Genomic DNA, 19,793 nt, shown 5'->3' with positions numbered 1-19,793 from the left:
GATGCACGGCACAGCCAACGCGGGAGGGGATTTCCTAACACTTCCTTAGGTTTCCCCCCGCCGGACGCTCTCTCACCAAATCGCCCTTTCCTGCCGACGCTCTCTCACTCCCGGTGAGCAAGACCGTGGCCTTCGGGCGAGGCCGGGAATAGTGTCAAGGAATGGGCGAAGTTCGGCGGGTGGTTCTCATCCTGAAACAGGAAGTCGGCAGGATACCTCTGCCGCCAGGGCAAGTGGTAGGGCTGGTGCTGGATGGGGTTCTCGGGCGATTCTTCAGCACCCCGGTTCCGCCCGCTCAAAGCCTGCGCAGGATCACCGGGGCAGGCCTGATCCTAGCTGGCACGGGAATGACGGCTTGGGCTGTGGTGGAACGTCGACGCCACACTGTGGGCAGCTTCGCCCTGGGCCACCCCGAGGAACTGGTAACCAGCGGCCCCTATGCGCTCAGTCGTCATCCGATGTACCTGGGCTGGTGGATGATCCATGCGGGAGTAGCTGTCTTCAGGGGTTCATCGTGGGCCCTGGGGACCCTGCCGGCCGGTGGAACATCTTGGCGCTCTATGGGAAGAGAAGATGCTCCAGCAGGAGTTTGGCCAGCCCTATGTCGAATACGCGAGGATTGTGCCGCGTTATGTCGGAATCCCACGGCGCCACGAACCTTGAGGTGGACGGCGAGAGAGGGTTTGGTTGGAAGGGCTGTTTGGTGAGAGAGCGATCGGTTGAAGGTGTCGTTATGTGAGAGAGCGTCACTGGTTGAGGCGGACGAGCCGCCAGACCGACAGTCGGCCGATTCCTGCCGCGTCGTCTTGGCTTCGGCTCACCGTGCACTCCCGATCGCGCTGAGGGCTTCGGCCAGCGCAGGGTACCGAAACGTGAAACCGGCATCCAGCAGTTTCCGTGGCTCCACCCATCGGCTCTTCAGGACCAGCTCGGTCTCGGTGCGGATCAGGACCGCGCCCATCTCCAACAGCCACGCTGGCGTCGGCATCCCGAACGGCACACCCAGGCTTCGACGGACCCGGGACATGAGCTCGCGATTGCTCACGGGGAATGGCGAGGCGGCGTTAATCGGGCCAGCCAGCTCGGGCCGGTCGTGGACGAACAGGACCGAGCGGAACAAGTCCTCCACATGAATCCAGCTGAACTTTTGCGTGCCTGGGCCCATGTGCCCGCCCAGACCGAGCCTCGCCAGGTGACGGAAGGGACCCATCACTCCGCCGCGGTCGCCCAGCACGATGGCGATTCGGAGAGGAATCTTCCGGGTACGAGGCGTTGAAGCCAGGGCAAGCTCCTCCTCCCATGCCCGCGCCACGGAGACCGAGAATCCGCTGCCGAGTTGGCCGGACTCTTCCGACTGTGCACCATCGTCAGCGTGCCGGTAGATGGTGCCCGTACTCGCGTTGATCCATGTCCTGGGTGGTGCAGCGCAACGGGACAGAGCAAGCCCCAACGACCGCGTCGTCTGCACCCTCGATTCAAGGATCTCCCGCCGGTTCCGCTCGTTGTAACGGCAATTCACGGTCCGTCCGGCGAGGTTCACCAGCAGTTCGGCACCGTCAAGCGCCTTGGTGATGCCTCCGTCGTCGTTCCATTGGGCGTCCGCCGAGCCGTGCCGCCCAACCGTGCGAACGTGCCAGCCCTCGGACGCGAACCGCCGCTGGAAGTAGCGCCCGATGAAGCCCGAAGCGCCCGCGATCACCACCGTCCGCGGCGTCACGAGCCGGCCTTGACGCTGCGCACCAAGCCAAGGGCGTCGTCGAAAACCTTGCCTACGCCGGGAAGCTTGGCGAGTGAGAGGCCTCGGGCAACAAGTGGCGCCGCGCCGTCGATGAGTTTGCGCGTGCGGCGTTGACCCTCGGACTTGTCGTAAACCCAGAACAGCGCGATTCCCATGTACGCCAGCCACAACAGCTCGGGAAGGTCGCCGCGGAGCTTCTTCGCAACTGCCGGAGAGGAGCCGTCGACGGCGGTGCGGAAGATCGCGAGGGAAGCGTCGCGGGCGGCGGTGGACGCCTCCCCGAACGGGTTGACGGGCGACGACGGCCGGATCGCCGTCGCGATGAAGTCGGACCCGAACTGGTGGTACGGGGTCATGACATCGATGCCGGTGTGCAGCACAGCCTTCAGGCGGCCCGAGAAGTCGGAAACATTGGTGAGTGCTGTTGCCGCAACGGCTGCGTGCTCGATCTGCACCTGGATGTAAAGCTCCTGGACCAGCTCATCCTTAGAGGCGAAGTAGTAGTAGGCGTTCCCCACTGAGACGCCGGCTTCCTGCGCTATAGCGCGCATGGTTGTTTTCTCGAAGCCAATCTCGCGGAACATCTTCAGTGCGACGTCCGCGACGAGTTGCCTGGTCTGTTCGCTCTTTGCGGCCATGGTCTGTTCCCCGGGTAGTTTTTGAACGTGTTCAAGAGTGAGTGTGACACAGTTTCTGAACGTGTTCAAATTCTCCGGAAGGCGTGGTTTGCTGAGAGAGCGTCCGGATGGAAGGCGTGGTTTGGTGAGAGAGGATCGGCTGGAAGGGGTGGTTTGGTGAGAGAGCGTCGGGGGAGTGGGAGAATGTACTCGGTGCCGGGCAGGATGCCCCCACCAACCACAGTGCTAATACAGCGGGGCGGCCTTAGGAACAACGCCTGCGCGAACCACTACGAACGGATGACCCATGCCCTCGCCCTCAGGCTCCAGCACCTTGAGCAAGCCCGCACCCCGCTTTGCCTCGATCGGTTCCCCCTACTTCGGCATCATGCTCGCGGTCATGGCCGTTGTGCTGATCCTGTCCAACATCGGCGCTTCCAAGGGCGTGGTGCTCGGCCCGATCATCACGGACGGCGGGTTCTTCCTCTTCCCGCTGGCCTACATCCTGGGCGACGTCATGAGCGAGGTCTATGGCTTCAAGGTTGCCCGCAAGGCGATCATCACCTCGTTCGCCCTGTCTGTGTTCGCGTCGCTGTGCTACTGGGTGATCATCATCCTCCCCGGCTTCAACGACGATTACGGAACCGCCAAGCAGGCGGCGATCGAAGGCGCGCTTGGACCCGTGCCGCAGATCGTCCTGGCATCCCTGCTCGCGTTCCTGGCGGGCCAGACCATCAACTCGTGGATCCTGGTGAAGATGAAGGAACGCACCGGCGAAAAGACCCTGTGGGCACGACTCATGGGTTCCTCTGTGGTGGGCGAGTTCGTGGACACCCTGATTTTCTGCAGCATCGCCGCATCCGTGATCGGCATCTCGGACGTTGGCTCGTTCGTCAATTACGTCCTGGTGGGCTTCGTGTACAAGACGGCCGTGGAGTTCCTCTTCGTGCCGATCACCGTGCTGGTGGTGGGCTGGATCAAGAAGCGTGAACCGAGCTACGGAGCCGTCGCAGCCCAAGCCTAGGAGTAGTACCGGCCCAGCGTCTCGGCCTTGAACTCGAAGAAATCCCCGGATTCGATGGCCAGACGGGCATCGTCCACCATCTTCACCACGAAGCGCTCGTTGTGGATGGAGATCAGCGTGGCCGAGAGCATCTCCTTGGCCTTGTACAGGTGGTGGATGTAGGCCCGGGAGTAGTTCTCGCAGGCGTAGCAGTCGCAGCCTTCCTGCAGGGGCCCGAAGTCCTTTTTGTAGCGGGCCCCGGAGAGGTTGAAACGGCCGGACGGTGTGTAGAACGCGGAGTTCCGGGCCACGCGGGTGGGGGAGACGCAGTCGAAGGTGTCGGCACCGTTCTCGATGGCTGTGAAGATGTCGTCCGGCTCGGAGATGCCCAGCAGGTGGCGGGGCTTGTCTTCGGGGAGTTCCTCGTTGCACCAGCGCACAATGGTGCCGAGGTTCTCCTTCTCCAGCGCGCCACCGATTCCGTACCCGTCGAAGGGCATCGCTCCGAGATCGCGGCAAGCCTTGCGCCGGAGGTCCTCGTACTGGGCACCTTGGATGACGCCGAACAACGCTTGATAGGGCTTATCCACACGCGAAGAAGTCAAAGCAAAGTGCTCGTCCAGGCAGCGCAGGGCCCACAGCCGCGTCCGCTCCAGCGATTCTTCCTGGTACGCCCGCGAGTTCTGCAGGGTGGTGAGCTCGTCGAAAGCGAACATGATGTCCGCCCCGATCTGGTGCTGGACCTGCATGGAGATCTCGGGGGAGAAGCGGTGCCTGTCCCCGTTGAGGTGGGACTTGAACCAAACGCCGTCGTCATCGATGTGCGCCAGGCGCTCCTTGCCCGGAGCGACGGCGTCGTCCGGTCCGGAGGTGTCGACGTTCTTCATGTCGATGACCTTCTTGAATCCGGAGCCCAGGCTCATCACCTGGAACCCGCCGGAGTCCGTGAAAGTCGGCCCGGACCAGTTCATGAACGCGCCGAGCCCACCCGCGGCGTCGAGGATTTCCGGCCCCGGCTGCAGGTAGAGGTGGTAGGCGTTGGCCAGCACGGCCTGCGCACCGAGGTCAGCCACTGACTCGGGAAGGACGGCCTTGACGGTGGCTTTGGTTCCGACGGCGATGAACGCGGGCGTCTGGATGGTTCCGTGCGGCGTGGTGATAGTGCCGGTACGGCCCAAAAACTCGCCCCCGTTCGCCTCCACAAGCGAGGACGACGGCGTCGACGTTTCCGTCAGGCGCCGGCCCACCTGGAACCCGAACTCGGATTGCCGTGCGGAAAGCCCGGCAGGAGGGGACGACGGAGCAGACGAAGGCGGAGAAACGGAAGCTGGCACGCTACCAAGTGTGCCAGCTTTACCGCGGGTAACCTGCCCAGTGGGCTTCTAGGAACCCGAATCCTTCCACTTGTCCCATGAAGACCGAATGTCCGCCAGCGTGTGGGCCCCCAAATCGTAGGTCGAGGCGATAACCATGGCACCGCCGTCGGGCCTTTTGTCCGGGATCGCCAGTTGCTCGGCAACGATCAGCAGCCCGTCGCCGTGCTCGGCGTAGCCGTGGACCGTCACGCCTACTTGGTGCCGGCTCTTGAACCAGACCTTCCCGGAAATAGCCTCGCCTGTGGACAGTGTCAGCGAGTACTCGTCGCCAACCGGCGGGAGGTCGCCCAGTCCGAGCTTCTCGATCGCCGAGCCGCCACCGGAAACGGAAACAAAATGCGTCCGACGCTTGCCGTGCGGGTGGCGTTCAAGGGTGAAACGCAGCTGGTTCAGGAAAGTGAGCCAGCCCTGCGTGATGTCCTCGTCCCATTCCGCCCACTCGGAGTCGTGGTCCAGCGCGGCCCTGGTGACCTTGACTTCCGTGCCGCCGGAAACGGGGTGCAGCTCGAACTCATCGCCGCCACGAACGGTCAGGCTGGTGTGATCGGGACCTTCAACAACGCTCGGATCGAAATAGATTTGTTTGATTTCGTCGGTCAATTCGTCGGTTTCCCAGCCATGCCATTGGGCCACCAGCGACGGTTCGCGCAGCATTGTCCAAACTTGCTGCGCGTCAGCATTAATCACAACGCTCAGATTGTTCGTCATGGCCCCGAATCTACCGCCGTTTGGGTGCCCACAACAGGCCTTGAACTTCCGGCAGCAGAGGACTAGGCGCGGACTGCTTCGAGTTCGTTCGCGATCCGTCGGCCCAGCTCATCTTCGGCAATGGTCTTGGAACCACCGTGGGCCCGGAGGAACATCAGGGCCTCAAGCCGCAGGAACCGCCACTCACGCTCGGCGTCGCGGTTGCCGTTGTCCACGGCGCGGAAGATTTCCTTGTCGTACAGGTTGGGTTCGTTGAGCGCACGCTGGCGCACCCGGGCGTTGATCAGGGCCTTGAAGGGGTCATCTTCCTGCGACTCGGGCGCGCGGAGCAGTTTCTCGTAGACGGCGGCGCGTTCCGCCTGCCCGGCTTCGCGGCAGATGAAACTGGACAGTGCCAGCGCCCGCTCGATCGAGGCCCAGCGGTCCAGGTTGCCGTCGAAGGGGAGCACGTTCAACAGGTCGGCGACCTCGAGGGAATGGTCCGGGTCGCGCAGCACGATGCATAGGTCGAAGGCGAGGTCGCTCAAGTCCCGGAGGCAGCTGCCGGACTTGGTGTTGATGCCCTTTGCGAGGCGCTCTGCCAAGACCTGCACGCCGTTCTTGCCTTTGTGGTCTGCAGCCGCCTTGCGCACTACCGCTTCGGGCGTCCCCTTGGGTTCGGGAATCAGTGCAAGTTCTTCGGCGCTGGGACCGGTGGCAGCGGGTGGCGCCTCCGGACGGGGAGGCACGACGACGGCGGGTTGCGCGGGAGCATCGGCGTCGGCTTCCGCGGTGGTGCTGGCTGAACCGCGCGGAACTCCGTCCCCCACAGGAACACTGGACCCTACAGCGATCCTCACCGAACCGGCGTCGTGCGTTGCCACCAGCAGCAGCGCCGGAACGCCGTAATCGTCGTTCTGGACCTCAACGGAGGCGATTTCCTCGGCCGGCCCGTCGCCGGGAAGGTACACGAAGTCCCCGGGCTGCAGGTCCCCAGCCTGCTTTTCGCGGTATTGCTGTGAGGCTGGGCTGTGAGTCATCGGAAGTCCTTTGGTTCTCTTGCGGTCCGCCGTCCAGTCTACAAAAGCGGACCGCCCCAAGCCCGCGGACCCGCTCTAGACGACGATGCCGGAATAGGCCAGCGCCTGGCGGACGAGGTTCCCGCGGCCGCCTTCGAATTCCTGTTGGACGCCTTCGCTGAGCACTTCCTGCGGTGTCATCCAGGTGAGTTCCAGCGCGTCCTGGCGGGGTTCGCACTCACCGGTGACCGGGATGATGAACACGAGCGATACCGCGTGTTGGCGGTCATCGGTGAACCCGGTCTGGGACGGCGCCGGGAAGTATTCGGCCACCGTGAACGGGACCGGGCTGATGGGCAGCTGCGGGAAAGCCAGGGGGCCGAGGTCCTTTTCCATGTGCCGAAGCAGGGCCGCACGGATGGTTTCGCGGTAGAGGACACGGCCGGAGACGAGGTAGCGGACCATGTTGCCGTCGGCGTCGCCCTGCAGGAGGGTGCCGACTTCGTTGACGTACCCGAGCGGATCCAGGCGGACGGGAACAGCCTCCACGTAGACCATGGGGAGGCGGCCGCGGGCTTCGAAGAGGTCTTCGTCCGAAAGCCAGCCGGGATATGGGTCGGGTGTACGTACGCTCATGGTTAAGTTCTACCGCATCCCCGGCCGAAGTCCGTTGGTGCCACAGCGGGGTTACGGGTGCCGGAGTTACACGGCCAGGATCGCGTTGAGCGGTTCGCCGGCCGCGATCCGGGCGAGGATGGCGGGTTCGGCGGCGTCCGAGGCGGAGGCCTGCCCAATGACATCCCGGGCGGCCTGCGGCGCGAGAACGATCAAGCCGTTGGCGTCTCCGAGCACCAGATCGCCGGGGTTCACTTCAACACCGCCGCAACGGACGGGCACGTTCACGGCGGAGCCCGTGCCGTGCTTGCGCTTCGTGGTCAGGCAAGTGGTACCGCGCGCGAAGACAGGCAGCCCGGCCTGCCGCAGCTCCAGCAGGTCCGTCGCCATGCCGTCAACCACGACGGCGGCAGCGCCTTGGGCGATCGCCGCGGCTGCCGTCACGGCCCCCACCGGGGCGTGGCGGTGGTCTCCGAGCATGTCCACCACCAGCACATCGCCGGGTTGGATGGCCAGCAGGGCGCGGTTCATGGCGATGGCGTCATGGTCGGCGATCCGCACCGTGACGGCGGGGCCGGCGATCTTGACGCTGGGCAGCAGGGATTGGATGGCTGGATCCACGAAGCCGTCTTCCAGGAAGTGGCCGATGGTGGGGTAGCTGACGTTTGCCAGGTCCTCGAGGAGTGTGGTGATCATGAGACCGCCTCTTGCGAGGCCAGTACCGCAACGCATTCGATCTCCAGGGAAACGCCCCACAAGCTGACGCACACGGTGGTCCGGGCCGGTTTGGCCGTGCCGAAGTACTCGACGTACACGCGGTTGTATTCCTCGAGTTGCTCTTCGCTGGTGAGGTAGGTGTTCACCTTGACCACGTGCTGCAGGCTGGATCCCGCTGCTTCCAGGACACCGGACAGGTTTTCGAGGGTTTGGCGGACCTGTCCCTCGAAAGTGTCGGGTTGATCGCCCAGTCCCGTAATGGCGGGGATCTGGCCGGACGTGAACACGAAACCGTTGGCAATGACCGCCGGGGAAAAAGGCCCGACGGCGGGCGCCTGGCCGGGGATTCCGGCCAGGCGCCCGATGGTGGTTGCGGTCATTTCGCTGCCGCTGCTTCCGGCTGACCGGCCACGTCCGCGGGTGCTTCATCGACGGCGTCGATGTTGCCGTGCCGCGTTTCGGTCAGGACGAAGAGCGCTGCCAGGGACAGGATGGCTGCCGCCATGATGTACCAGGCGATCGAGGAACTCTGGTGGGTCAGGCCCAGCAGCCACGTGGTGATGAACGGCGTGGCCGCGCTGCCCAGGAGGCCGGAGAGCATGTAGGCCACGGACAGGCCGGAGTACCGGACCTTGGAACCGAAGAGTTCGGCGAGGAACGTGGCGATGGGACCATAGTTGGCCGCGAAGGCCGTCATCATGGCGAGGTAGGCGACGAACAGGAGCGCCACGGACTTGGTGTCCATGAGCCAGAACATCGGGAAAGCGAGGACGGCTTCAGCGGCAACACCGGCGTAGATGATGGGCTTGCGGCCGTACTTGTCGGAGAGCTTGCCGAAGAACGGGATCAGGACGAAGCAGAGCGCGCAGGCGGCCAGGACAACCCAGAGCATGAGGCTTTCCGAGTGGCCCAGTTCCTTCTTGCCGTAGGAGACGCCGGACGCCACCAGCAGGGTGAAGGTGCTGCCTGTGGAAAGGGTAGCGACGCCGCCCAGGACAACCTGCTTCCAGTACTTGGCCATGAGCGAGGCGAACGGCATTTTTGCCTTGGCGCCGGCGGTTTTGACGGCCTGGAAGGACGGGGTTTCCTCGATGTTCAAGCGGATGTAGATGCCCACAGCCACCAGCAGCACGGAAGCCAGGAACGGGATGCGCCAGCCCCAGGAGTGCAGTGCGTCGGTGCTCATGCTGGAGGCCACGATGAGGAACGCAACGTTGGCGATCAGGGTACCTGCGGGGACGCCCACCTGGACCAGGGATCCGAAGAAGCCGCGCCGCGCCGGGGGAGCGTGCTCAACGGTCATGAGGACGGCACCGCCCCATTCGCCGCCGAGGGCCAGGCCCTGGATGACGCGCAGCAGGAGGAGCAGTAACGGAGCCATGATGCCGATGCTCTGGTAGTCCGGGAGCAGGCCGATCGCGAAGGTTGCCGCGCCCATGGTCAGTAGCGACACCAGCAGCATGGATTTGCGGCCCAGCCGGTCACCGAAGTGGCCGAAGATGATGGCGCCGACCATGCGGGCTATGTAGGCAGAGGCGAAGGTGCCGAATGCGAGCATGGTGCCGACGATGGGGTCGAAGCTGGGGAAGAAGATCTTGTTGAAGACGAGTGCGGAAGCGGTACCAAAGACGAAAAGGTCGTACCACTCGACGGTGGTGCCAATAACGCTGGCGAGGGCAATTTTGCGCATCTTCGTGAGGTCGAGCCTGGCTGTGGATGCGGAGTCGGTATCTACCGTTTGGGCCATCAGAATCTCCGGATGGGGTGCGGGGACGAATGTCCGGTGCAAGGTAGCTACAACTATTCTGTGTTGCCGATCACAGCTTCAATGGCAAAAATCCCAGCAAAACCGGGACGGAAATGTGAAAACACACACCGGCTACGCCCAGGCCACAACCAACCTGGCGGTCTTTGCCGGGACTGCGAGGTCTATGCCCGTGAGTTCCTGGAAGCGGTTGAGCCGGTTGAGGATGGTGTTGCGATGGCAAAACAACTGTTCGGACGTCAGGGTCACGTTGCCCGTGTTGAGGTAGTGCCGCACGGTTTCCAGCAGGCGCTCGCGCTCGCCGCCTTTGCATTCGGCCAAGGCTTCCTCAAGCTCCGCGGCGAGGTCCAACCCGGCGTCCTGGAGGTTCTGCTGGGCCAGCCGGGCCCACGCCGAATCCGCGGAGAGCGGCCCAACATCGCGGGGGCGGAGCAGGGCGGCCAGGCTCTCCGCCGTTCGCGCGGCTGCAGGGAGGGCGCGGAGGCCCAGGACTTCGGGCACGTAGCCGCAGGGGACATCGACGACGCCGGGAGGCAGCTGCTGGTGGTCGGCTTCAGGACCCCGCGTGCGCACGGCCGGTAACGCCCAGAACACGTACGTGTTGCCTCCCGATTCGTGGACGAAGGGCTTTGGTCGGCCCGGAGTGGCCGTGCCGAAGTGGGATACCGCGGCCCGAAGGCGGGCGCCGGGTTCTCCGCTGGCTGCCACCAGGGCGAAGCGCCCGTCGGGGTTGATTCCCAGTGCCGAAGCCACTTGGGCCGAGGTTTCCAGCGAGGGGGTGCTTTGGTTGAAAAGGCGCGCGATGAATTCGCGCTGGATGCTCGATTCCTCCTGGGCCATCCGCACCCGTTCGGTGAGGTAGCTCGTGTGCGTCCTGGTGGCGAACTCGTCCACCACCCGCCATACCTGGTCCACCCGCGAAGCGAGCAGCATGGCGTCTTCAGGCCGGGCGATCTCCAGCAACTCTGCCCAGAGGATGCTGAAGTCGAGCCGCACTGCGGAGGTCAGGGATTCGGGCGGAATGCCGGCGCGGGCACGCTTGGAGCCCAGGTCCGAGGCGAAGTCCAGCAGCCCGTCCTGGGTGTTGGACGGCCCGTTCTTGAGCCCTCGGATGAGCCGCCGGAACGTTTCGCGGGCGGTCTCCTGGATCTCCTGGACGGTGACTTGGCTTTCCCCGTATTCGGGGATTTCCCGGACCCTGGTGGTGAAGGCGCGAGCCAGTTCATCGAGCCGTCCGTCGAGTTGATCCACTAGTTCAGTCCAGCGGGTGGTGTGGGCGAAGGTATCCACATTGTGCATTCACACATCCTAGCGGCCCGTTTGCGTGATGTATCGCTAGTTATTTTGGGAAAAACTACTGGCACTATGGAATGAGTCACTGTGGAGTGAACCCCCTCACAGCATCCACACCACCGCCCGGGCTCCCAACGCCCGGACCCGTTTTCGCACTTTTGGAGCAACAATGGCAAGCACCGTCAGCGGAGCCACGGGCATCAGCCCAGCGGCAGATCGCGTCATCGACGAGAGCGTCACCAAGAAGGTGGCCCTGGCCGCCCTGGTTGGCACGGCGCTGGAATGGTACGACTTCTTCCTCTTCACCACGGCTGCTGCCCTGGTGTTCAACGCCCAGTTCTTCGTCTCGCAGGATCCGTTCGTTGCAGCCATGGGTTCCTTTGCCACCCTTGCTGTCGGCTTCGTGGCCCGCCCCATCGGTGGCTTTATCTTTGGAGCCCTGGGCGACAAGGTTGGCCGCAAGAAGATCCTGATGGTCACCATCGTGGGCATCGGCATTGTCACCGGCTTGATAGGCCTCCTGCCCAACTACATGACCATCGGCATCGCGGCCCCGATCCTGCTGGTCGCCCTGCGCATCGTCCAAGGCCTCGCCGTCGGCGGTGAGTGGAGCGGCGCGGTGATCATCGCCGTCGAAAATGCTCCCGTGGCCAAGCGTGCGCGTTACGCCGCCCTGCCGCAGATCGGTTCGCCGATCGGCACCATCCTGTCCTCAGGCGGCTTCTTCGGCATGCTGTTCCTGGTGGGACAGACCAACTTTGACGCCTGGGGCTGGCGCATCCCGTTCATAGCCGCGATTCCGTTGCTGGCCATCTCTCTGTGGATCCGCAGCCGCCTGAGCGAGTCGCCCGAGTTCGAGGCCCTCATGGAATCCGGCGAAACCGAGCACGCCCCCATCCGCGGCGTCCTGAAAAACAGCTGGCGCCAGATCCTGGTGGGCATGTGCTCGGCCCTCCTCGGCATCGGTGGGTTCTACCTGATCACCAGCTTCGTGGTCTTCTACGGCACCAAGGTCCTCAAGCTCCCCTCTGAACTCCTGCTGCTGGGCACCCTGCTTGCCGCTGCCCTGGAAATCGGTGCCCTCATCTGGGCAGGCCGCCTGGGCGAGAAGTTCGGCGCCAGCAAGGTCATCCTGTGGGGCGGCGTGGCCTCCGCCATTATCGCGGTCCCGGTCTTCCTGGCTATCGACTCCCGCAACCCCATCCTGGTGGTCCTCGGCATGATGATCGGCGTCGCCGTCCTGTCCATTCCGTACGCAGTCTCCGGCACCGCGCTGACCGCCCTGTTCGCCACGAAAGTCCGCTACACCGGCGTCGCGATCACCTCCAACACCGCCGGCGTCATCTCCGGCTTTGTTCCGCTGATCGCCACGGCCTTGGTGGCCGCCAACAACTCCTTCTGGCCGGGCGCCATCATCCTGCTGGTCGTGTCCGCCCTGACGGCCCTCTCCGGCCTGTTCCTCCCCAGCCTTTCCATCGAAGAAGAAGGAATGAAGCATTGAGCACAACCACCGCGGGCCACCTGATTGTCGGTCAGCTGGAACGGGCAGGCATCAAGCGCGTCTACACCGTCCCCGGCGAGAGCTTCCTCGATGTCCTTGACGGACTGCACGGCTCGCCCATCACCAATGTGGTGGCCCGCCAGGAAGGCGGCGCCGGCTTCATGGCCCTCGCCGACGGCCGCCTGGCCGAGCTGCCCGGTGTGGCCATGGTGACCCGTGGACCGGGTGCCGCCAACGCGTTCATTGCCATCCACACCGCCTACCAGGATGCCACCCCGCTGATCCTGTTCGTTGGGCTCATTCCCGTGGCCGACCGTGGCCGTGAGTCCTTCCAGGAATTCGACATCAACGCCTGGTTCGGCAGCACGGCCAAGAAAGTGGTCACGCTCGACGACGCCGCTTCCGCCGCCCGCGTGGTGGACGACGCCATCTTCACGGCCCTCAGCGGACGCCCCGGCCCCGTCGTCATCGGCCTCCCCGAGGACGTGCTGGTCCACGCCGTCGAGGACGCCACCGTGGAACCCCGCAAGGTGGCCCGGCCCGAACCGGCCGCAGCGGACCTTTCCGGTCTCACCCAAAAGCTGGAGAAGGCGCGCAAGCCGCTCATCGTGGTCGGCGGCGAAGGCTGGACGCAGGAATCCGGCGAGCAGCTGGCCGCCTGGGCGAGCCGCCATGGCATTCCGGTGGTGGCCGACTTCCGCGCTTACGACGCCGTTCCGCACCGCAGCGACGCCTACGCCGGCTTCCTGGGCTACGGCCGGAGCGACTCCAACGCCCAGCGCTTGGACGACGCCGACCTGCTGGTTTTCGTGGGCTGCGTCCGCGGCGATGTCCTGTCCGATGGCTACAAGCGCGGGCTCGACGCCGAGACGGTGGTGGTCAACGCAGATGCCAACCTCCTGGGCCACTTCGGCCGCGTGGACCAGCACATCGTTGCCGACGTCACGGCGTTCGCGGGTGCGCTGGCTTCCAGCAGCGCACTCGCCTCCACTGATGCAGCAGGCGAGCGCGAGGAAGGCTGGTTCGCCAGCGCCCGCGCCGAGCAGCTCACGTTCTCCACGCCGCAGCCCGACGGTGGCATCGGCGTCGACCTGGGCGTCGCCATGGAGGTCCTCAAGAAGGAGATGGATCCGGACGCAGTGCTCACCTTCGGTGCCGGGAACCACGCTTTGTGGCCCGCACGGTACCTGGATCACAACTCCGCCAACTCCCTGGCTGCGCCCCGCAACGGTGCCATGGGCATGGGAATCCCCGCGGCCGTGGCGGCGTCGCTGGCATACCCCGGCCGCCAGGTCATCTCCGTTGCCGGTGACGGCTGCTTCATGATGAATGGCCAGGAGATCGCCACGGCCATGGGCTACGGCGCACAGTTCATCGTGCTCGTGGTGGACAACGGCATTTTCGCCACCATCCGCGAGCACCAGGAAGCGCACTACCCGGACCGCCCGTCCGGCACGCATATGACCAACCCGGACTTCGCCGCGCTGGCCCGCTCCTACGGCGGCTTCGGCGAGCGGGTGGAGCGTACCGAGGACTTCGCTGCCGCGTTCCGCCGCGCCGTCGACTCCGGCCTCCCGGCCCTGCTGCACTTGCCGCAGGACCCCACGACGCGCTCGCCCAAAACGTCCAACTAGAGTCAGGACCCACACGTGATCCAGCTTCAGAACATCATCAACGGCGAGTCCGCACCCGCAGCGGACACGCTGCCATTCTTCAACCCCGCTACGGGCCAGCAGATCGGCTCCGCCCCGGACAGCGACGCCGCCACGGTCGACGCTGCTTTCCAGGCTGCTGCCGCAGCGTTCAAGAGCTACAAGCGCACGACGCCGGGAACGCGCCAGTCGCTGCTGTTGCAGCTTGCGGACCTTATCGAGGCGAACGTTGACCGCCTGCTCGAAGCCGAGGTGGCCTGCACCGGCAAGCCCGCAGCCCTCACCAAGGAACTCGAAATCCTGCGCGGCGCCGACCAGCTTCGCTTCTTCGCCGGAGCGTGCCGGGTTGTGTCCGGGACGGCGCAGACGGAGTATGTGGAGGGTTTCTCGTCCACCATCCGTCGTGAGCCGATTGGTGTGGTGGCTCAGATTACGCCGTGGAACTACCCGTTCATGATGGCCATCTGGAAGATCGGCCCCGCGTTGGCTGCTGGAAACACGCTGGTCCTCAAGCCGGCCGACACCACCCCGTGGTCCACCGTGGTCCTGGGCGAGCTGGCACAGCAGGTCTACCCGGCGGGCGTCGTGAACATCGTGTGTGGCGGACGGGAAGCCGGTGCCGCCATGGTGGAGCACGACATTCCTGAAATGGTCTCCATCACCGGTTCCACCCGAGCCGGTGCCCAGGTCATGTCCGCGGCGTCGAAGACCCTGAAGGACGTCCACTTGGAGCTCGGCGGCAAGGCGCCCGCTGTGGTGTTTGCCGACGTCGATATCCAGCGGACCGCCGGTGAAATCGCGCTGGCCGCGTTCTTCAATGCCGGGCAGGACTGCACGGCGGTTACCCGCGTCCTGGTCCACCAGGACATCCACACCGAGTTCGCCGCAGCACTGGCAGATGCTGCCGGGGCGCTGAAGGTCGGAACGGACCTCGGCCCGCTCAACAGCTCAGCCCAGTTGGAGCGTGTGGAGGGCTTCATGTCCCGGCTCCCCGCAAACGCGCAGGTCCTGGCGGGCGGCAAGCGCACCGGAACCGGCTACTTCTTTGAACCCACAGTGATCGACGGCGTTTTCCAGACCGACGAGGTGGTGTGCGACGAGATTTTCGGTCCCGTGCTGACCGTCCAGCCGTTCGCCACTGAAGAGGAAGCCCTGGAGCTCGCCAACGGCACCAAGTACGCCTTGGCGTCCAGCGTGTGGTCCGAGAACCACGGGGTGGTGACGCGCGTTTCCACGGAACTCGACTTCGGTGCCGTCTGGATCAACTGCCACCAGGTCATCCCTGCCGAAGCGCCACACGGCGGTTTCAAGCACTCGGGCACGGGCAAGGACCTCTCCGTTTACGGCCTGGAGGATTACACCCGCATCAAGTCCGTCACCACGTCCCACCGCTAGAAACTGCCATGAAACTCGATCTTCTCCTGCGCAACGCAGACATCATCACCATGGATGCGGACCGGCCAGTGGCAAGCTCATTGGGCATTTGGCAGGGCCGCATTGTTGGCTTGGACGAGGAGCTTTCCGGGCTGGAGGCCGTTGACGTCCTGGACCTCGGCGGCGCGACGGTCACGCCCGGATTCATCGATGCCCACTGCCACACCACGTGGTTCGGGCTGGGCCTGGCGGAGCTGGACGTGTCCTCTGCCCGTGGATTGGAAGAGCTGTATGGACTGCTGTCAGATGCCATGGCTCATGGCGAGGGTTGGCTTTTCGCCACAGGCTTCAGCCAGACCCAGCACGCGGGTTCCTTCCCGGACATCGCCGAGCTGGACCGCATCACCGGCGAGCGGCCGCTCTTCATGCGCCACAACTCCGGTCACATGGCCGTGGTCAACACAGCCGCGCTGCGGCTGGCAGGTGCCGAGTCGCCGTGGTTCCCCGATCCCGACGGCGGAGCGATCGTCCGCGACGCGGCGGGACGTCCCACGGGACTCGTCCAGGAGACGGCCCAGGAACTGATCCAGCAGCTGATCCTGCCGTACTCGCTGGAGGACATCGAGGCCGCCTTGGAGCGGGCAACGCTGTACTACGCGTCCGAGGGGATCACGAGTTTCACCGAGGCCGGGGTGGGCGGCGGCTGGATCGGGCACAGCCCGGCCGAGCTCGCAGCGTATCAGCGGGCTGCGGCCGAGGGGCGGCTCCACGCCAGGGCGCAGGTCATGCCGGTGCTGGATGTGCTGCACGGTCTGGATGGGCACAGCGCCGACAGCGCCGGGGTGGCTCCTGCCGGATTGGATCTTGGGATCTCCACTGGATTCGGGAACGAGTACTTGTCCCTCGGCCCGGCCAAGGTCTTCCTGGATGGCTCCCTCCTTGGCGAGACCGCGGCTGTGAGCCACGAGTTCTGCAGCCACGGCCACAAGGACAACCGCGGCAACGTTGGCTACTTCCAGGCTGATCCTGCGCAATTGCGGGAACGCATCGAGGCAGCCTATGCCGCTGGCTGGTCCATCGCGGCGCACGCTATCGGGGACCGGGCCATCGACTTGGCGCTGGACATCATCGCCGACTGCCAAGCCACCTACGGTCCGCGACGCGTGCCCAACAGGATCGAGCACGCGTCCATGACCCGGCCCGAGCAGCTCTCCCGGCTTGCGGAAGCCGGAATTGCCGTCACTCCGCAGGCGAGCTTCTTCCGCGACGGCGGGGACGGCATGACCGATTCCCTTGGTCCCGAGCGCCTGCCGTGGGCCTACCGCGCAGCCAGCTTCCTGAATGCCGGCGTGGTGCTCGCTGGAAGCTCGGACAGGCCTGTCGCCGATGGGAACGTCCTCCGCGGAATGCAGGCCTTCGTGGACCGGCGAACGTCGTCCGGGGCAGTCTTTGGCAGTCCTGCAGAGCGGTTGACCCCGTTCCAGGCACTCGCCGCGTACACCAGCGGAGCTGCCTCAGCCACGGGCACGCTGGCGGACAAGGGTTCACTCACGCAGGGCAAGCTCGCGGACTTCACCGTCCTCTCCGCCTCTCCCTTGGACGCGCCGGACATCAGCCGACTGCGTGTCCTGGCCACCGCCGTCGGAGGTCACTTCACGTACCAATCAACCGACTTCCACGCTGCGCCGGCGGCCCTCGTTCCTTCCGGCCAATCCCACCAGAGCAATTAGGGGAGACCATGACAACCACCACAAGCTTCACCGCCCAGGACACCGCCTTCGTCCAGGACTTCCGCACCATGAGCGCCTTCGGGGCCACCGATAACGGCGGCGTGGACCGCCAGGCCGCAACGATTCCCGACGGCGAACAGCGCCGCTGGCTCACCGGCCTCCTTGAGGAACACGGCTTCACGGTCAAGTTCGACCGCGCCGGCAACCAGTGGGGCCTCTACGAAGCCGTGCCCGGTGCGCCGTTCGTGGTGGTCGGCTCGCACATGGATTCACAGCCGACGGCGGGACGTTACGACGGTGCCTATGGCGTCCTCGCTGCCGCCCACGCCGCGTTCCGCCTGGTGGGCCGCTGGGAAGCCGGCGCCGAGGCACCCAAGTTCAACCTCGCCGTCGTCAATTGGTTCAACGAGGAAGGCAGCCGCTTCAAGCCGTCCATGATGGGCTCGTCCGTGTACACGGGAAAGCTGGACCTGGACGATGCGCTCAACACCGAGGACGCCGCGGGTGTTTCCGTGCGGGACGCGCTGGACGCGATCGGCTGCCGCGGTGACTTTGTGGGGCCCGAAGCTGCCTTCTGCGCCGAGATCCACATTGAGCAGGGCCGCAGCATGGAGCGAGAAGGCGTCACCATCGGTTTGGTGAGCTCCAACTGGGCCGCCAACAAGTACGAATTCGTGGTCCACGGCGAGCAGGCCCACACGGGTTCCACCGTGATCGCGGACCGGAAGGACGCCCTCCTCGGGGCATCCATGTTGGTGGTAGCAGCCCGCGAGCTCGCTGACAGGTTCCCGAGCGTCCTGCACACCTCCGTGGGGCAGCTCAATGTGTACCCGAACTCGCCTGTGGTGGTGCCGTCCCGCGTGAACCTGCTCCTTGACCTGCGCAGCGCCGATGAGGCCGTCCTGGCCGAGGCGGATGCCCTGCTGCACTCACGTATCACGGAGATCGAGCGACTGGCCAACGTCTCGGTGGAGCAGCACCACTCCCACTCCTGGGCCGTCACTCCGTACCAGCCCGAGGGTGTGGAACTCGCGGCCAAGGTTGCCGCCGACCTTGGCCTGAGCAACAAGGAAGTCATGACCCTCGCTGGCCACGACTCCACGAACATGAAGGACCTCGTCCCCACCGTGATGCTCTTTGTGCCCAGCGTTGACGGGATCTCCCACAACGAGCACGAATACACCACCGATGAGGACATCGTTGCCGGGCTGACCATGCTCACCGAGGTAGTCAGCCAGTTGTGCGCAGGGGCGCTGGAGAACTAAACAGCTACCACCAGGATCGACGCCGGCGCCGACCCTGCGGCGGCGTCCGGGTTGGCGACGTAAAGGATATCCTCTTCGATCCTTGCATCGACTCCCGCTTGGTGGAGCCTGACCAGCAGCGGTTCCAGGCCGCCGTCGTACTCGAAAGCGAGGTCGCCGGACTCTGCTTCCGCACCATGCACCACGCGCAGGATGCCGCCGTTCTTCGTGGTGAACGTGGCCGATTCGTCGTCCGAGGTCCGGGGCCGCGCACCGATGTTGCGGAGCTCCTGGGCCGAACCGCCGACGTCGGGACTCACCCACGTGGCCACCACGGAAAGTGCGGGGTCGGCTTCGTCCGACGTTGCCCACGTGCCATCCGCGGCACGTTGGGCGGGGTCGGCCAGGAAGGTGAAGCCATCGCGTGCCGTGACCTGGACGGTTTCGCCGTGGGCCGCTTCGGTCACCTGTGCGATGGTTCCGTCCTCCCGCGTGCGCCGCGCGAATTCGTCGAGCACTCCCACCTCCACTCCAAACACCGTGGCGCCGTCCTGCGGCTGGGTGGATTCGTGGGCCACCCGGTGCAGCGCGAGGCGACCGGATCCGGCGTCGAACTCAAACCAGTCCTTGTCCGCCCTGGTGACCACCAGTCCCAGCGCCTCAAGCAGCTCGGCCCATGGCTCCGGCCGCGAAGTGAAATGGATGGGACGGGCTCGCAGCATGGCTCCTCCTGGGCGGTTTCACGGCATTTCGCGGCTTCCGCGTCCAAGCCTATGCCGAACGGGCCGATTCACAGCAGAATAAGGGCCATGCCCATCGAACTTGCAGAACTGATCGTCAAAGACGCGGACCAATGGCGCGAATGGTTGTCCGAGCACGCTGCGGAGAGCCGGGGCGTGTGGCTGGTCCTCCACAAGAAGGGCGGCAACGTCACCGAGCTCGATTACGACGCCGCGTTGGACGAGGCGCTCTGCTTCGGCTGGATTGACGGGCAAGTGAAAAAGCGCGACGCCGAGAGCTACTTCCAGCGCATGACTCCGCGCGGTGCCAAAAGTATCTGGTCGGCCCGGAACGTGGGGCACATCGCACGTCTGGATGAGGCCGGAAGGATGACCGCGGCCGGCTGGGCCGCCGTCGACGCAGCCAAGGCCGATGGACGCTGGGAGGCGGCCTATGCCGGGCCCGCAACGATCGAAGTTCCTGCCGATCTGGCCGCCGCCATTGCCGCCGTCCCGGAGGCCCAAGCGATGTTCGACGTCCTCACGTCGCAGAACCGCTTCGCCCTGATCCACCGCACCAATACGGTGAAGCGGGCGGAGACCCGTGCCCGGAAAATCGAAGGCTTCGTGGAGATGCTGGCCCGCCACGAGGCCCCCTACCCACAGCGCAAAAAGCCCGCCTCCGCCCCCAAGTAGGTCGCATTAGTGCGCGTTTTGAACGCCCAAAACGCGCACAAATGCGA

The 19,793-nt window shown here is 65.1% G+C and carries 19 protein-coding genes; 8 read left to right on the top strand and 11 right to left on the bottom strand.

Annotated features, from left to right (window positions below; all coding sequences use genetic code 11):
• The first annotated feature begins 161 nt into the window (after positions 1–161).
• Entirely contained in the window at positions 162–707 is a 546-nt protein-coding gene (locus tag ACFVSJ_RS03300) for a methyltransferase family protein (protein ID WP_387434385.1), read from the top strand.
• A 110-nt stretch (positions 708–817) separates the two neighbouring features.
• On the opposite strand, the gene ACFVSJ_RS03295 is transcribed toward ACFVSJ_RS03300, so the two are convergent.
• Together ACFVSJ_RS03295 and ACFVSJ_RS03290 are read right to left on the bottom strand one after the other, a co-directional pair.
• Positions 818–1,717, bottom strand: a complete 900-nt coding sequence (locus ACFVSJ_RS03295; protein WP_387434383.1) for a TIGR01777 family oxidoreductase — start codon at positions 1,715–1,717, stop codon at positions 818–820.
• A complete protein-coding gene (locus ACFVSJ_RS03290) occupies positions 1,714–2,376 on the bottom strand; it encodes a TetR/AcrR family transcriptional regulator (RefSeq protein ID WP_387434381.1) in 663 nt (220 codons plus the stop codon). Before ACFVSJ_RS03290 ends, ACFVSJ_RS03295 begins: the two co-directional genes overlap by 4 nt.
• Before the next feature lie 286 nt (positions 2,377–2,662).
• Here ACFVSJ_RS03290 and ACFVSJ_RS03285 point away from each other — a divergent pair, with 286 nt between their 5' ends.
• Complete coding sequence (locus ACFVSJ_RS03285; protein WP_387434378.1) at positions 2,663–3,379, top strand: queuosine precursor transporter; 717 nt, start codon at positions 2,663–2,665, stop codon at positions 3,377–3,379.
• Here the strand turns inward: ACFVSJ_RS03285 and tgt are convergent.
• The 8 genes from tgt to ACFVSJ_RS03245 all read right to left on the bottom strand — a co-directional run bounded on the left by tgt (position 3,376) and on the right by ACFVSJ_RS03245 (position 10,836).
• The gene (gene tgt, locus ACFVSJ_RS03280) at positions 3,376–4,692 is read right to left on the bottom strand and encodes a tRNA guanosine(34) transglycosylase Tgt (protein WP_387434376.1); all 1,317 of its coding nucleotides are present in this window, start codon (positions 4,690–4,692) and stop codon (positions 3,376–3,378) included. The genes ACFVSJ_RS03285 and tgt overlap by 4 nt on opposite strands.
• Before the next feature lie 48 nt (positions 4,693–4,740).
• Positions 4,741–5,442: an SRPBCC domain-containing protein gene (locus ACFVSJ_RS03275; RefSeq protein ID WP_387434374.1), complete on the bottom strand. Its 702-nt coding sequence runs from the start codon at positions 5,440–5,442 to the stop codon at positions 4,741–4,743.
• Positions 5,443–5,504: 62 nt separating this feature from the next.
• Positions 5,505–6,461, bottom strand: a complete 957-nt coding sequence (locus ACFVSJ_RS03270) for a DUF6707 family protein (RefSeq protein ID WP_387434371.1) — start codon at positions 6,459–6,461, stop codon at positions 5,505–5,507.
• Positions 6,462–6,536: 75 nt separating this feature from the next.
• On the bottom strand, positions 6,537–7,076 hold the full coding sequence (locus ACFVSJ_RS03265; RefSeq protein WP_387434369.1) for an NUDIX hydrolase family protein: 540 nt from the start codon (positions 7,074–7,076) through the stop codon (positions 6,537–6,539).
• Positions 7,077–7,142: 66 nt separating this feature from the next.
• The gene (locus ACFVSJ_RS03260) at positions 7,143–7,751 is read right to left on the bottom strand and encodes an RraA family protein (RefSeq protein ID WP_387434366.1); all 609 of its coding nucleotides are present in this window, start codon (positions 7,749–7,751) and stop codon (positions 7,143–7,145) included.
• Positions 7,748–8,152, bottom strand: coding sequence for a RidA family protein (locus ACFVSJ_RS03255; RefSeq protein WP_387434364.1), 405 nt, complete (start codon positions 8,150–8,152; stop codon positions 7,748–7,750). The genes ACFVSJ_RS03260 and ACFVSJ_RS03255 overlap by 4 nt, the downstream gene beginning before the upstream one ends.
• Positions 8,149–9,519 (bottom strand): MFS transporter, encoded by a 1,371-nt coding sequence (locus ACFVSJ_RS03250; protein WP_387434361.1) that lies wholly within the window; start codon positions 9,517–9,519, stop codon positions 8,149–8,151. The genes ACFVSJ_RS03255 and ACFVSJ_RS03250 overlap by 4 nt, the downstream gene beginning before the upstream one ends.
• 132 nt (positions 9,520–9,651) lie before the next feature.
• Positions 9,652–10,836, bottom strand: a complete 1,185-nt coding sequence (locus ACFVSJ_RS03245) for a PucR family transcriptional regulator (protein ID WP_387434358.1) — start codon at positions 10,834–10,836, stop codon at positions 9,652–9,654.
• Positions 10,837–10,999: 163 nt separating this feature from the next.
• Between ACFVSJ_RS03245 and ACFVSJ_RS03240 the strand changes: the two genes are divergently transcribed.
• The 5 genes from ACFVSJ_RS03240 to ACFVSJ_RS03220 are packed head-to-tail and all read left to right on the top strand — an operon-like array spanning position 11,000 to position 18,352.
• Positions 11,000–12,331, top strand: a complete 1,332-nt coding sequence (locus tag ACFVSJ_RS03240) for an MFS transporter (protein WP_387434356.1) — start codon at positions 11,000–11,002, stop codon at positions 12,329–12,331.
• Complete coding sequence (locus ACFVSJ_RS03235) at positions 12,328–13,965, top strand: thiamine pyrophosphate-dependent enzyme (RefSeq protein ID WP_387434354.1); 1,638 nt, start codon at positions 12,328–12,330, stop codon at positions 13,963–13,965. Before ACFVSJ_RS03240 ends, ACFVSJ_RS03235 begins: the two co-directional genes overlap by 4 nt.
• 15 nt (positions 13,966–13,980) lie before the next feature.
• Entirely contained in the window at positions 13,981–15,378 is a 1,398-nt protein-coding gene (locus tag ACFVSJ_RS03230) for a gamma-aminobutyraldehyde dehydrogenase (RefSeq protein ID WP_387434352.1), read from the top strand.
• Between the two features lie 8 nt (positions 15,379–15,386).
• Positions 15,387–17,087, top strand: a complete 1,701-nt coding sequence (locus ACFVSJ_RS03225) for an amidohydrolase (protein WP_387434350.1) — start codon at positions 15,387–15,389, stop codon at positions 17,085–17,087.
• 8 nt (positions 17,088–17,095) lie between these two features.
• A complete protein-coding gene (locus ACFVSJ_RS03220) occupies positions 17,096–18,352 on the top strand; it encodes a M20 family metallo-hydrolase (protein ID WP_387434348.1) in 1,257 nt (418 codons plus the stop codon).
• On the opposite strand, the gene ACFVSJ_RS03215 is transcribed toward ACFVSJ_RS03220, so the two are convergent.
• The gene (locus ACFVSJ_RS03215) at positions 18,349–19,053 is read right to left on the bottom strand and encodes a hypothetical protein (protein WP_387434346.1); all 705 of its coding nucleotides are present in this window, start codon (positions 19,051–19,053) and stop codon (positions 18,349–18,351) included. The genes ACFVSJ_RS03220 and ACFVSJ_RS03215 overlap by 4 nt on opposite strands.
• 87 nt (positions 19,054–19,140) lie before the next feature.
• On the opposite strand from ACFVSJ_RS03215, the gene ACFVSJ_RS03210 reads away from it, so the two are divergent.
• Positions 19,141–19,746: a YdeI family protein gene (locus ACFVSJ_RS03210; protein WP_387434344.1), complete on the top strand. Its 606-nt coding sequence runs from the start codon at positions 19,141–19,143 to the stop codon at positions 19,744–19,746.
• The last annotated feature ends 47 nt before the right edge of the window (positions 19,747–19,793 follow it).

Origin of the sequence: Paenarthrobacter sp. NPDC058040 (genome assembly GCF_042885775.1) — a bacterium.
Classification (GTDB): domain Bacteria; phylum Actinomycetota; class Actinomycetes; order Actinomycetales; family Micrococcaceae; genus Arthrobacter.
Note: the sequence above shows the minus strand (reverse complement) of the source record. Positions and strands in the feature narration are given on the sequence as shown.

Coding starts and splice junctions, on each gene's coding strand:
- ACFVSJ_RS03255 (WP_387434364.1), bottom strand. CDS start 8,152: ATGACCGCAACCACCATCGGGCGCCTGGCCGGAATCCCCGGCCAGGCG.
- ACFVSJ_RS03285 (WP_387434378.1), top strand. CDS start 2,663: ATGCCCTCGCCCTCAGGCTCCAGCACCTTGAGCAAGCCCGCACCCCGC.
- ACFVSJ_RS03265 (WP_387434369.1), bottom strand. CDS start 7,076: ATGAGCGTACGTACACCCGACCCATATCCCGGCTGGCTTTCGGACGAA.
- ACFVSJ_RS03290 (WP_387434381.1), bottom strand. CDS start 2,376: ATGGCCGCAAAGAGCGAACAGACCAGGCAACTCGTCGCGGACGTCGCA.
- ACFVSJ_RS03275 (WP_387434374.1), bottom strand. CDS start 5,442: ATGACGAACAATCTGAGCGTTGTGATTAATGCTGACGCGCAGCAAGTT.
- ACFVSJ_RS03260 (WP_387434366.1), bottom strand. CDS start 7,751: ATGATCACCACACTCCTCGAGGACCTGGCAAACGTCAGCTACCCCACC.
- ACFVSJ_RS03300 (WP_387434385.1), top strand. CDS start 162: ATGGGCGAAGTTCGGCGGGTGGTTCTCATCCTGAAACAGGAAGTCGGC.
- ACFVSJ_RS03250 (WP_387434361.1), bottom strand. CDS start 9,519: ATGGCCCAAACGGTAGATACCGACTCCGCATCCACAGCCAGGCTCGAC.
- ACFVSJ_RS03215 (WP_387434346.1), bottom strand. CDS start 19,053: ATGCTGCGAGCCCGTCCCATCCATTTCACTTCGCGGCCGGAGCCATGG.
- ACFVSJ_RS03270 (WP_387434371.1), bottom strand. CDS start 6,461: ATGACTCACAGCCCAGCCTCACAGCAATACCGCGAAAAGCAGGCTGGG.
- ACFVSJ_RS03245 (WP_387434358.1), bottom strand. CDS start 10,836: ATGCACAATGTGGATACCTTCGCCCACACCACCCGCTGGACTGAACTA.
- ACFVSJ_RS03220 (WP_387434348.1), top strand. CDS start 17,096: ATGACAACCACCACAAGCTTCACCGCCCAGGACACCGCCTTCGTCCAG.
- ACFVSJ_RS03225 (WP_387434350.1), top strand. CDS start 15,387: ATGAAACTCGATCTTCTCCTGCGCAACGCAGACATCATCACCATGGAT.
- ACFVSJ_RS03210 (WP_387434344.1), top strand. CDS start 19,141: ATGCCCATCGAACTTGCAGAACTGATCGTCAAAGACGCGGACCAATGG.
- ACFVSJ_RS03240 (WP_387434356.1), top strand. CDS start 11,000: ATGGCAAGCACCGTCAGCGGAGCCACGGGCATCAGCCCAGCGGCAGAT.